Annotated in this window: 8 protein-coding genes; 4 read left to right on the forward strand and 4 right to left on the reverse strand. The window is 46.9% G+C overall.

Features of this window, described 5'->3' with window-relative positions; genetic code table 11:
• Positions 1–38: 38 nt before the first annotated feature.
• On the reverse strand, positions 39–1,073 hold the full coding sequence (gene zipA, locus SO_RS13430) for a cell division protein ZipA (RefSeq protein ID WP_011072806.1): 1,035 nt from the start codon (positions 1,071–1,073) through the stop codon (positions 39–41).
• A 26-nt stretch (positions 1,074–1,099) separates the two neighbouring features.
• Positions 1,100–4,537 carry a chromosome segregation protein SMC gene (gene smc / locus SO_RS13435; protein WP_011072807.1) on the reverse strand — a complete coding sequence of 1,146 codons (3,438 nt, stop codon included), beginning with the start codon at positions 4,535–4,537 and terminating at the stop codon, positions 1,100–1,102.
• Between the two features lie 240 nt (positions 4,538–4,777).
• Here smc and cysZ point away from each other — a divergent pair, with 240 nt between their 5' ends.
• Together cysZ and SO_RS13445 are read left to right on the forward strand one after the other, a co-directional pair.
• Positions 4,778–5,557 carry a sulfate transporter CysZ gene (gene cysZ / locus SO_RS13440; RefSeq protein WP_011072808.1) on the forward strand — a complete coding sequence of 260 codons (780 nt, stop codon included), beginning with the start codon at positions 4,778–4,780 and terminating at the stop codon, positions 5,555–5,557.
• Between the two features lie 147 nt (positions 5,558–5,704).
• Positions 5,705–8,086, forward strand: a complete 2,382-nt coding sequence (locus SO_RS13445) for a DUF5916 domain-containing protein (protein ID WP_011072809.1) — start codon at positions 5,705–5,707, stop codon at positions 8,084–8,086.
• 158 nt (positions 8,087–8,244) lie between these two features.
• Here SO_RS13445 and SO_RS13450 read toward each other — a convergent pair whose 3' ends face one another.
• Positions 8,245–9,366 carry a beta-ketoacyl-ACP synthase III gene (locus SO_RS13450; RefSeq protein ID WP_011072810.1) on the reverse strand — a complete coding sequence of 374 codons (1,122 nt, stop codon included), beginning with the start codon at positions 9,364–9,366 and terminating at the stop codon, positions 8,245–8,247.
• Positions 9,363–10,616: an RDD family protein gene (locus tag SO_RS13455; protein ID WP_011072811.1), complete on the reverse strand. Its 1,254-nt coding sequence runs from the start codon at positions 10,614–10,616 to the stop codon at positions 9,363–9,365. Before SO_RS13455 ends, SO_RS13450 begins: the two co-directional genes overlap by 4 nt.
• 248 nt (positions 10,617–10,864) lie before the next feature.
• Between SO_RS13455 and cysK the strand changes: the two genes are divergently transcribed.
• The gene (cysK, locus tag SO_RS13460; RefSeq protein ID WP_011072812.1) at positions 10,865–11,833 is read left to right on the forward strand and encodes a cysteine synthase A; all 969 of its coding nucleotides are present in this window, start codon (positions 10,865–10,867) and stop codon (positions 11,831–11,833) included.
• 221 nt (positions 11,834–12,054) lie between these two features.
• Positions 12,055–13,128 (forward strand): methyltransferase, encoded by a 1,074-nt coding sequence (locus tag SO_RS13465; RefSeq protein WP_011072813.1) that lies wholly within the window; start codon positions 12,055–12,057, stop codon positions 13,126–13,128.
• Positions 13,129–13,241: the final 113 nt, after the last annotated feature.

Here is a 13,241-nt window from a genome sequence, read left to right on the forward strand (position 1 = left end):
GGCCCCATCTGTCTATCACCGCGGTGTCGCGGCTTGCATTAGGCGTTGGCGCGAATACGGTGCAAATAATCTTGTTTGGTAAATTCGCCCCAAGGTTGGCGCTGACCATCGAGCACTACCGCATCAATATCGTCCGCCAGTTGCCGCGCCGAGTTCAGCATAATAGAAAAATTCATTAAGGCATCGCCATAACAAGGTAGCGTCATAAAAAACACCACCCCTAGAGTGCTGAATTGCTCCATATTGTCAGGGTCAAATACACCAGGTTTAACCATATTTGCAATCGAGAACAACACCTTACCATTGCCCGCATTATCGACATGGCGGTGGAAAATATTCATATCGCCATATTTAAAATTCAGCGTTAAGAAGCAAGGTAATAATTCAGCACCATTAAGTTGCTGACCTTCTTTAGCAACGACATGCAATACTAATACATCCCGCGGTTCGCCTAAGCTCTCTTCAGTTTCCGGAGCTTCTTCAACCGCTTGAGGCTGCTGTTCTTGATACACTTCGTCATCAAACAAGGCAGTTTGTGTCGGCTTTTGTACTTGAGCACGTTGCTCTTCAGCCACCTTTTGCGCCACCATCGCCGCATGGGATTGACCTGCGTGTTCTTGATTTAAGTGCGCAGTATTGCTTTTCAATACCGGCTCTTGACGAGACGCCTTCGTGCCTCGGTGTGGCTCATCCACACTCGGGGATTGCAAACTAAAGTCGGGCTGCGCCATGCTGGGTTCTTGCTTAAACTGTGGCTTAGGCTCAATTTGCGGCTCAACTTTAGCCTCTTGCTTTAAATAAGGATTAACCGCTGGAGCCTCAGGAGTTTGAGATTCACTCGCCTTACGGACTCTTACGGCGCCAATACCATCTGAGTCGAACCCTTCGGCATCGACACGCTTAGGTGCAGGTGCAGCTTCACCTCGCTCGGCCTGCTTTTTGTAGAAATTGCCCATTGGACTATCTTTCAATGACTTAGGTTGTTGTCTTCTGATAGACCAAAATCCATGCACCAGCACAGCAACTATGGCTATGGCGCCTAAAACGAACAAAACTAGTTGCAAATCTTCCATTGGTTACCCTGTCTTTCTTCTAGTTATCACGCGTCGGCCATCGCCACCGCTTGCTCTAAATCTACTGCGACTATACGGGATACTCCCGGCTCATGCATAGTCACACCGATAAGTTGATCAGCCATCTCCATCGTAATTTTGTTATGGCTGATATAGATAAACTGTACGCTCTGCGACATCTCCTTCAATAATCGACAGAAACGTTCTACGTTGGCATCGTCTAAGGGCGCATCCACTTCGTCTAACATACAGAAGGGAGCTGGATTCAACCTAAAAATCGCAAATACCAATGATAAAGCGGTTAGTGCTTTTTCACCACCGGAAAGAAGATGGATTGTGCTGTTCTTCTTACCTGGGGGTTGGGCCATGATGGTCACGCCCGTTTCTAATAAATCGTCTTCCGTCAGCGCTAAGTATGCCCGTCCACCACCGAACACCTTGGGGAATAAACGTCCCAAATCCTCATTGACCGCATCAAATGTGGCTTTAAAGCGGGTACGGGTCTCCTTATCGATTTTACGAATGGCTTCTTCGAGTGTTGCAAGTCCTTTATTGAGATCTTCATCCTGATGATCCAAATAGGATTTTCGCTCACTTTGCTGCTCAAATTCTTCGATCGCCGCGAGGTTTATCGCGCCTAAGCGGATAATTTTTTGCCGGATCTGATCTAAATCACGCTGCCACTTATCTGGCTGACCGTCGCTAGGCAGAGAATCAATAATCTGAGCGAGCACAATTTGCTGCTCCGACAGGGCTGCCAACTGGCTATCGGCCTGCCCTTTTAATCCCTCACGACGTAACTTTAACGTGCTGAGGCTTTGAGTCAAGCCCTCAAGCTTACCAAGCTCTTGTTTTTGCTTTAATCCTATACTGTTTAACGTTTCAGTGAGCGAACTTTGTTGTGTCCTAAGTGCTTTTAGCGCCTGTTGCTGACTCTGCTGTTGATTGAGTAACAGCGCCAATTGTTCACTCAGCTTTGCGGTTTGCTGATCGCCATGCAGCTCAGCGACACTGGCAAGCTGGGCAGACAGCGTTTCCCGAGACTGGACTAATTCATTGACACGTACCCGCTGTAATTCGATTTGCTCGGTGCTGACCGCCATGCGAGTCGTCACCGATTGCAAACTCGCATTGAGAGTTGATAAACGCCGCTGGGTATCGCTTATTTGAGCCTTAAGCGCTTGATGCCGCGCTAAATCCCCTTGGGCGTCTTGGCTTTGTTGCTGCTGTTTATCAATACTTTGCGCTAAGGCGTCAGCGAGTTCATCCTCTTGCTCCGCAAGCAGCATTAACTGCCCGGCAAGCTCTGCTAACTCAGCATGCGTTCGCGCGACAGTGTCTTCAAGTTGTCCCCGTTTAGCTTCGCGCTGCTTGGCTAGTGCCTCTGCATTATTAAGCTGGGTGGATTTAGTGGCTTTATCGAGCTGTAACTGATGCAAGCGCTGCGTGCCTTGGTTTACGCTGTCACGCACCTGTATGAGTTGCTGCGAAAGCTCATCGAGCTTTGACTGCTGTATTGCCCGCGCCTGCACGCACTCGGCTATCGCCTCGCTTAACTGCGTTTGTTCTTTACTCAGTTGCACAAGGGATTGGCTATTGTCTTGTTTAGCAATCAAAAACCCTTTGCCGAGTAGATAACCATCGGCAGTGACAATCCGCTCATCGGCCGCCAAGCTAGCAAGCTGCGCTTGGGCGCTGGCAAGATTATCTGCCCATTTTAGCCCATTAAGCCAAGGTGCAAGATTCACATCCGCTGGCAACTTGATGGGCGAGCCTTCGATATGATCATCAATCTTTTCTAAGCACCTTGCATCTGTATAAAACCCGAGCTCATTTGCACTAACGCCAACGGGTAATGTCATTAAGCCCTGCAGCGCCAGTTCGGCGGCGGCTTCCCAGCCATTTTCCACTTGAATGCTTTGCCACAGCTGCGGCTTATCGCTTAATTCTTCTTGCTTTGCCAGCCATTGTTCAACCAGCTCAAAGCGTGCTCGCATTGAGGTTAACCGCTGTGACAGCTGCTCAAATTCGCCGCGTGCAAGATCTAACGCTTGAGTATTTTCAACAAGCGCTAACTCAAGCTCTTGATTCACTTCAATTTGCTGAGTTATTACTTGTTCTAAGAGTTCAATTTCTTGACTAAGGGATGCGCTGGTATCCTCCAAAGCATGCTCAGTGAGCGAGGACAACTCTTGCTGCTGTTCTTGGTGTAACTGGGTTTTATGGGCATTCAACTGCTGCTGATGAACAAGTTTGCTGCGGTGTAATTCGAGTTGCAGCTTATGTTGGGCAACAGCCGACGCTTGAGTTCTAGCCACTTCAGTCTGAGCTTCACTACGTGAAACACTCATTTCCCACTGGGCTTGCAGCTCATCCATCATTTCTTGCTGCAACTCATGTTGTGGTGCAAGTTGGCCAAGCTCGGCTTCAAGTGCATGAAAACTTGCCTGATAAGTATCTAATTTGGCTTTGTTTTGGGTGAGCTGCTCGCTCAACTGTTCGAGCTGAGTATGCAGCTGGGCATCGCGCTGCTTTTGGCTCTGTAATTGTTGCTCCAACTTGGCGATCTCTGTGCCCGTCAGATAATAGGCCTCCACCGCGTGCTGTTCTTGCTCGGCTAACTGCGAAAGTTTAACTTGCAGCTCAGTGCTTTCTAATTCGCTAGTTTGCGCTAGGGATTGCGCCGCCGCTTGCTGCAGCTCAAGTGAGTTAATCTGCTCCGACAAACTCGCCATTTGGCTCTGCAATTCTTGGAAGCGCATCACCAGCAACTCGGCGTGGGTTTTGCGCTCCGCCTGTTTCAGCTCGCGATATTGTGTTGCGGCTTTGGCCTGCTGACTGAGTTTGTCTAATTGCTTGCCTAATTCACTGCGAATATCACCAAGACGCTCTAAGTTTTCACGGGTGTGACGAATGCGACTTTCAGTTTCACGCCGACGTTCTTTATAGCGAGAAATCCCCGCGGCTTCTTCAATAAAGGTGCGTAAATCTTGGGGTTTTGATTCAATCAGTCGCGAGATGGTGCCCTGCTCGATAATGGCATAACTGCGCGGCCCAAGCCCTGTGCCCATAAACAGGTCGGTAATATCCTTACGGCGACATTTTTGCCCATTGAGGAAATACCAAGATTCGCCATCGCGGCTCACCTGCCGCTTGACCGAGATCTCTTCATAACTGGCATATTGGCCAGCGAGACGGCCTTCTTTATTTTCAAACACCAGTTCAACACCCGCCACCGACACAGGTTTGCGGGCGCTGGAACCGTTAAAAATCACGTCACTCATGGAGTCACCCCGCAGGTGTTTAGCCGAGCTTTCGCCCAGCACCCAACGCACGGCATCAATCACGTTTGATTTTCCACAGCCATTAGGGCCGATAATAGCGCTTAATGCCTGTAAAAACGGAATTTTGGTGGGGTCGACAAACGACTTAAAGCCGGCAAGTTTTATTTGTTTTAATCTCATAGTGCCAGTTAGCGCGTCTCAGTTTAAAAATCATCGGGAAGTTGACGGATATCAGTGCAGGCCTATATCGGCCCTATTGGTGTAACAGAATTGCTTGGCCAACTTTAGCAAAGCGAGCAGTATTTTGTAACGCTTTTTATTGAATTCATGTGGCTTTTAGCTTGTCATCTTGCGATGAGTTGATCACAATCGCAGTTATCTGTCCCTCACGCTGTATCTCAACTTTTTTGGAATGACGATATGACACAGAAATTGTCCCCGCCCTCACAGGGTAAAAGTGGTGTGAATTATTTTCTCGATGGCTTTGGTTTAATCAGACGTAAAGGCCTACGCACCTTTGTTTTTATTCCCTTAATGATTAACCTGTTATTGTTTGCCGCGGTAATTTACGTGGCGGTAGGTCAGCTCGATGTGCTGTTTAATTGGATGAATGCTCAGTTACCTGAGTATTTAAGCTGGCTTAATTTCCTACTCTGGCCACTGGCGGTCACAACGATGCTGGTGATGTTGGCCTTTGTTTTTAGTTCGGTGATGAACTGGCTGGCCGCGCCTTTTAATGGACTACTTGCCGAAAAGGTCGAACAGCTATTAACAGGTAAGCCGATGAATACTGGCTCAGGCATGGATGTAGTTAAAGACCTCCCTCGTATTCTTGGCCGTGAATGGATCAAACTTAAATACTATCTGCCCCGTGCGTTGGTGTTTTTACTGCTGTTTTTAGTGCCGATGGTTGGGCAAACCTTAGCGCCTATTTTGTGGTTTTTATTTAGCGCTTGGATGATGGCGATTCAGTATTGCGACTATCCGTTTGATAATCATAAAGTCAGTTTTAAAGATATGCGCTTTGCCCTAAACCAAACCCGAGGCAGCAGTTTTAGCTTTGGCGCAACAGTGACCCTGTTTTCGATGATCCCTGTGGTTAACTTTATCGTGATGCCAGTGGCAATTTGTGGCGCCACCGCCATGTGGGTCGATAAGTACCGCGAAGCTTACCGTAATCCTCTCGTGTCACCCGAATAGTCACCTTTGGCACTGGATGCAAGCCATCCAGTGCTACCTTGCCTTTGCGCTCGATTCAATACAATTCTTGTAACAATTGCCCACTCTTGTTAACCCAGCATTTCTGGCACACTGCGAACCATTTTCGCATAATTTGGGGCTTTGTCGTTGAAGACGTTTCTTCCGTTATTGTTATCAAGTGTGGTGTTTATCAGTGCGCCATGTATGGCAGGCTTTGCTAGCCAATTTCAGTTAACTATCCCAACCCTTGATGGCGCTGCGAATATCGATGGTGAGTTTGATGAGGCAGTTTGGCAGTACGCTGCGCTTACCGAGTTACGCTATGAGACACAACCAGGTGAAAACACCGCCGCCCCGGTTTATACCGAGGCCAAAATCTACGCGACCCAAACCAGCCTGTTTATCGCTTTTATCGCCAAAGATAGCCAGCCCAAGCAAATACGCGCCACACTGAAGGACAGAGATAATCTTTGGGGTGACGATTTGGTGGGGATTAAACTCGACACTTTTAATAACGCGCGTTTAGCCTACCAGTTTTTTATCAACCCACTGGGCGTGCAATTAGATTCGATGGAGAATGAACTCACTGGCGAAGAGAGCGAAGCTTGGGATGGTATTTGGAAAACCGCAGCAAAAATCACCGACCAAGGCTATCAGGTGGAAGTGGAACTGCCGCTAAGGCTATTTAATTTTGATGATAAGCAGTCTATTCAAACCTGGGGGTTTGAACTGATCCGCTATTATCCACGCAATGAAAACCACCGCATTTCCACCCATAAAATTGACCGCAATGTCAGTTGCCAATTATGCCAGTTAGGGGTGGCCTCTGGTTTAGCGTCCGCCAAGCAGGGGCAAGATCTGCAAATCACTCCCGCTTTTGTCGCTAATCGCAATGAACATAACACTGAAAACGGCTGGCAAGCAGAAACGGACTATGAACCTGGGCTGGATTTACGTTGGGGTATTAATGCCCGAACCTTACTGAATGCAACCATTAATCCCGATTTTTCTCAAGTGGAATCCGATGAGGGCCAGCTCGATATCAACACGACGTTCGCGTTGTTTTACGACGAAAAACGGCCATTTTTCCTCGATAATAAAGACTACTTCGATACTCAAGTGGATCTGCTACACACCCGCAATATTGTTTCCCCTAATTACGGACTCAAACTCACCAGCCAAACCGAGCAACATACCCTAGCACTGCTGGCAACCAATGACAGCCAAACCACCTTTTTGATGCCGGGTAATTTAAGTTCTGAAGTGGCCTCATTGAATCAAGAAAGCCTCAATCTGGCAGCACGTTACCGCTTCGACATGGATAAAACCTTCTCTTTGGGCACCCTTTTAACGGTCAAAGCCAGTGCCGATAATCAACTGACCGAGGTTGCCGCGCAAAATGATGATCATAATTATGTCATGAGCTTAGATGCAAAATATCAACCCACAGAGCAAGATATCCTTACAGCTCAGGTCGCCCTCTCGCAAACCCTCTATCCCACCGCAATGTATCGACAGTTTTGTGGGGATGTGCAAGGGGAAATCACTGAAAACCGTCCCTGTGGCCAGACGCCATTACTCTGTGAACTTGGTCAATGCCAAGTCAATGAGCAAGTATTACGTAGCCAATCGGATGAGCATTTTAGCGGCAGCTTGTATCAACTCACCTATGAGCATAACACCCGCGATTGGTTCGCCTATAGTGAGTATCACGACGTATCCCCCGATTTTCGTGCTGATTTAGGCTTTGTGGAGAAAATTGACTATCACAGCTTTATGGCTGGCGGTGGCTTAATTTGGTATCCAGAGGTGTGGTTTAACAAGATAAAATTTGGCGGAGATTGGGATATCACCCACAATCAGGCCGGAGAACAACTCGAGCAAGAATTTGAAATCTTTTGGGAAATGTATGGTGCGCAGCAGAGTGAGCTTTCCTTTGGGGTCGAAACCCGTGAGCGAGTTGGCCCTCGCCATGATGCTGCGCAACTCGCCGTGATAGGTAACAGCAATCAATATGAAGAAACCCAAGGCTGGCTTTACGGTGCCATCACACCGATTTCGGCCCTCAGCCTAGAGCTTGAAATCCACTATGGCGATGAGATTGATTTTCTCAATGACAGATTAGGCACAAACACCTTAATCAATCCAATATTGAACTGGAAAATTGCCAACGGTCTATCGATGGAGATTTCTCACCAATTTCAACATATGGATGTGGAACAAGACACGTTATTTACCGCTAACCTCACGGATATGCGCCTCCACTGGCAGTTGAGCTTGCATAGCTTTATTCGCTTATCAAGCATTTACACCCAAATCGAGCGTAATCTTGCGCAGTATTTGTATTCGACACCCGACAGCGAAGAGGCACACTTAGGTAATGAAATCCTCTATGGCTACAAACTCAATCCCCAGAGTGTGTTCTATTTGGGCTATTCCGATAGTTTATCCTCGGATGATGAGCTCACGCGGCTCACTCGGGATGAGAAGACCTATTTTATGAAGCTAAGCTATGCTTGGTTGCTCTAGATTCTAGGCAGCAAATAATACCTGAAGACTTTAGTACTTAAGCCCGCAACAACGATTGCTGGCTTAAGATAGAGATACTGATTAGCACGTATCTGTGATCCAATAAACTTGAGCAAGGAAGCTCAACCCCACGACAGGCAATCGAGCTTTGATACGATTTAGCGTTTTTGCAAAATCACACTGCCAATAGAGTAACCCGCGCCAAAGGAGCTTAATAGGCCTAAATCTCCCGCGTTAAAGTCAGCGGAATATTGATGGAAAGCAATCACAGAACCTGCCGAAGCCGTATTGGCATATTCATCGAGCACAACGGGCGCCTGCTCTGGCGCAACCTCATCCCCCAGCAGTTTTTTCACCACAAATAGGTTCATATTAATGTTGGCTTGATGCAACCATAAACGCTTAAAGGACTGCGGCGTCAAGGATTGCTCGGCTAAGTGTTCATCTAAATGCTGATAAATCATCGGCAACAGCTCTTTAAATACTTTACGCCCCTGTTGATGGAACAACTTATCCGCCTGATGTGCCGAGCTCGGATCGCAGCGATTTAAAAAGCCAAAATTACTGCGGATATTATTCGAATAATCGGTAAAGCAGCGGCTTGAGAGAATCGTAAAGCCCTTATTAGGCGCCACTAAACTTTGCTCTTCAAGTACCACTGCGGTAGCCACATCACCAAAGATAAAATGACTATCACGGTCACGATAATTTACCTGCGCTGAACATATTTCGGGGTTAATGACCAGTACCCGTGAGGCCGAACCTGTAGCAATCGCATTCGCTGCAGCCACAATCGCAAAGGTCGCCGAAGAGCACGCCACTTGCATATCGTAACCGTAGCCACGGGTGCCCAACGCACGCTGAATTTCAATTGCCATCGCAGGGTACGCGCGCTGAGTATAAGCACAGGCGACGATCACTAAATCGATTTGCTCCGCTTTAAGCTCAGCTTGTTTAAGTGCCATCAATGCCGCCTCAACCCCAATTTCGGCCTGCATAGATAACTCGTCACTGCTGCGCTCCGGAATAAGCGGCATCATAACTTCAGGATCGAGAATGCCCTCTTTCACCATCACATATCTGTGCTTGATGCCTGAGGCTTTTTCAATAAATTCGCAGGAGGAATAGGACAGAGCCTCAACATGACCCTGCTCGATCAATCCTGCGTTTTCAAGGTTAAACATATCCACATAGGCATTGAAGCTCTCTACCAAAGCTTCATTAGAAATACCATGGGGCGGCGTAAATAAACCGCTGCCAGAAATCACGACCTGTTTCATAGGTGCTCCAAACGGGTACTTGTTGTAAGGTGAGCAGACGTCGCATTATCCAGTGTCGACACCGCGGCAAATGCTGATTCTGCCTGCGCTTGTTGCTGCTCTAATTGTTGCTTTTTATGCATTTGCGCTAAGTCTATCACGACTGTGGAAGATATTTTATCTTGGATCCCCTGCCGATTGGCATCCCAAAATATCTGCATAAAGCCAAGTAAGCCAGTCGTAAAGCCCGCTGCATAGCCGCCATAACGGCCAAAGGCTGCCCAAAGGCTGATTTTAGCGCCATCGAGTAGAATAACGCGAATGCCTAAGAGTTTTTTGCCTAAGGTCTGACCATCAAATTTGGCAGTAAACACCGTAAAGTAGAATGCTGCCCAACCAAATCCTAACCCCATATCGCTCGTAAAGCCTTTAATCCAAGCAACTATACTGCGACTTTCATCCTCATCGGGATTGTCATTCAATGCTCGGGATATTTGAGTCGGTTGACTCTGGCTTAGCATTGCTTGCTCGTCTATTTGCTCCTCTCCTTGTTTATCAATTTGTTGTTCAGAGTTAGGTTTTAGCAATGCCAAACTGGCAGACTGCGGCGCCTGCGATGAAATATTCTCTTTTTGAGTAAGTGTGGGCGGCGTCTTGACCATTGACACATCAACCGCAGGCCAAAGTGGTCCGTTAAGTGTCTCGCTGCGTAACTGCGCCTTATCAACCTCTGATACATTTGCGCTACCAAGCGTTGCTAAAACCATATCGCGACGTTCGAGCGGCGACATATCAGTGGGATCAACCTTATCCATGCTGCGCGTTAAGGAGAGAATTTGTTGGCGGGCACAGTTGGCGTCTTCGCACAATCCCAAAGAAACAAGTGCGGGGATAGCCGGTATCACTTCGTTAATTTCATGGGAGCTGGATGCAACTCGGGAGGATTTTTCTGCTATATGGAAATCCCATAAGCTAGTTGCAGAGGTAAATAACATTAGCACTAGCATAGCGGCATAAAGCCCCCATTTAAGTAAACGACCAAACTGGCGGCTGCGTTTTTCGATATAAATAATCCCCACCACCAACAGCACAAACAACCAATCCATTTGCTCGGCGAAGAGTGCGATAAATAACCCATCGACTAACATCGCCAACGCCCGCTTTAGGGGAGTCGCAAGGGGGGTATAAAGTACCGATTCAGCAATAGTGAATGCCTTAGGGGTGACCATTGTTTTTGGATCTTTACCCAAGTCCGTTTGTTGTTGCTTCATAATGGTTAAAATCCGAGTCCAATAAGCGTTTGTATCACTGAAACATCAAGTGGTTATTCTTGTTATGCTTCAATTTTTTTATTGATGTTGGGAAGAGGTTAACACACTTAAACCCACTGCCAATTGGGCTTTACGAATAACCATTCAGGCTTTAATAACTAAATCGAATAAAGAAGAACAAACAATCACTTCTAAAAGCGCCACAGGTGATTATGATTCAAGTGTGCAAACATAGGAGCAAGCAATCCATGAGCAAAATTTTCGAAGACAATTCATATACTATTGGCAACACCCCGTTAGTGCGTTTAAACCGAGTAAGCCAAGGTAAAGTGCTGGCGAAAGTCGAATCACGCAATCCCAGTTTCAGTGTCAAATGCCGTATCGGTGCCAATATGATTTGGGATGCCGAGAAAAAAGGACTGCTCACCAAAGATCATGAGCTGATTGAGCCAACATCCGGTAACACGGGTATCGCTTTAGCCTATGTAGCAGCAGCTCGTGGTTACAAGCTGACCCTGACCATGCCAAATACTATGAGCTTAGAGCGTCGTAAGTTGCTTAAAGCTTTAGGTGCAAATCTGGTGCTGACCGAAGGCGCCAAAGGCATGAAAGGCGCGATTGATAAAGCGGAAGAGATCCGTCAATCGGCGCCTGAAAAATATATTTTGTTGCAGCAGTTTAATAACCCTGCCAACCCCGAGATCCACGAAAAAACCACAGGTCCAGAAATTTGGAATGACACTGATGGCGCTGTCGATGTGTTTGTTGCTGGTGTGGGTACTGGCGGTACTATCACGGGTGTCAGCCGTTACTTGAAAAAAGTGGCAGGCAAAGCGATTACCTCGGTGGCGGTAGAACCTGCCGACTCACCAGTTATCACTCAAACCTTAGCGGGATTACCTGTACAACCTGGCCCACATAAAATTCAAGGGATTGGCGCAGGTTTTATCCCAGGTAACCTTGATATCGAGCTTATCGATCGCGTTGAGACAGTCACCAACGATGAAGCAATTGAAATGGCGCGCCGCTTGATGCAGGAGGAAGGTATTTTAGTGGGTATTTCTTCAGGAGCTGCCGTGGTTGCCGCTAACCGTATCGCTGCTCTGCCTGAGTTTGCGGATAAAACCATTGTGGTAGTACTGCCTTCAGCTGCAGAGCGTTACTTATCTTCAGTATTGTTCCAAGGCCAATTTGGCGACGAAGAAAATATCCAGTAATCTCATAACTTATCGATAAAAAATACCCAGCACTGTCTGGGTATTTTTATGCCTGACAGTTAATGGTTGGCAATCCAACCTCTCCCCAACGGATAACTCATCAACCAAGATGCTGATTTATCCATTAAGTTGGACACAGTTCATAGTTTTCTCGTGCAATACTAGCTTTAGCAATTCAGTTCGCTATAAATAGCCTCCTCCAAGATTAACGTCCGTCTTTTATGTCCTTCTACCAAAATCCGAAAGAGTTAAGCGCCTTTGACGCTAAATTTGAGGCACAGAAAATTGCCTTTGGACCCGTGAGTTTTCAAGTCGCTCATTGTCTACTCAAATTTGAAGTATTAGCCACCATTGATAAAGCTGGTGACCAAGGGGCGACCTTAGCGCAATTAGCCCAAACGAACATGTTGAATGAATACGCCCTTGGTGTATTGCTGGATATGGGACTTAGCATGGGGCTGGTCTGGCTCAACGAAGATGCCTACGTCCTCGACAAAACAGGTTATTTTTTACTGCACGATGATATGGCGGCAATCAACCTCAATTTTGTACAAGACGTGTGTTATCAAGGACTATTTAAACTCGATAAGGCGTTGCTCGATGGTCGACCTGCGGGGTTAAGCGTATTTGGTGACTGGCAAACCATCTATCCTGCACTCAAAGATCTGCCCCAAGATGCGAAAGAGAGTTGGTTTGCATTCGACCATTATTATTCTGATCATGCTTTCCCACAGATCTTGCCCTTAGTCTTTGACCATAGCCCCAAGCACTTAGTCGATATTGGTGGTAACACTGGTAAGTGGGCCCTGAGTTGCTGCGAATTTGATCCAGAGGTTGAAGTCACACTGATGGATTTCCCAGGGCAATTAGCCGTTGCGAAAGAAAATGCTGCAAAGCGGGGCTTTACCGATAGAGTCCGCACCTTTGCTACCGATCTACTTGATGAGTCGCGCCCCTTTATCGAAGGCGCAGATACCTATTGGATGAGCCAGTTTCTTGACTGCTTCTCTAAGGCGCAAATTTTAAGCATTTTGCAACGTACAGCGAAAGCCATGACAGCAAATAGCCAATTATTCATTGTTGAAACCTTCTGGGATAGACAACCTTCAGCCGCCTCTGCTTATTGCGTTAACGCCACGAGCTTATACTTTACCGCTATGGCCAATGGCAATAGCCGAATGTATCACTCTAAGGACTTAATGGCCTTGCTGCATCAAGCGGGTTTATACGTCGATGAGGACACAGACAACCTTGGGCTCGGGCATACGTTACTGCGTTGTAAACGCAAACCATGATTAATATTTTTTGAACCTTTAAATAAATTTAATCAATTTTATTTACTTTAGACTTAGTCATACACTGAGATTATCAAATAGGCTCTCTATCAAACGAATATCAGTATTGAGAG

Source organism: Shewanella oneidensis MR-1 (assembly GCF_000146165.2).
In the GTDB taxonomy this organism is placed as follows: Bacteria; Pseudomonadota; Gammaproteobacteria; order Enterobacterales; family Shewanellaceae; genus Shewanella; species Shewanella oneidensis.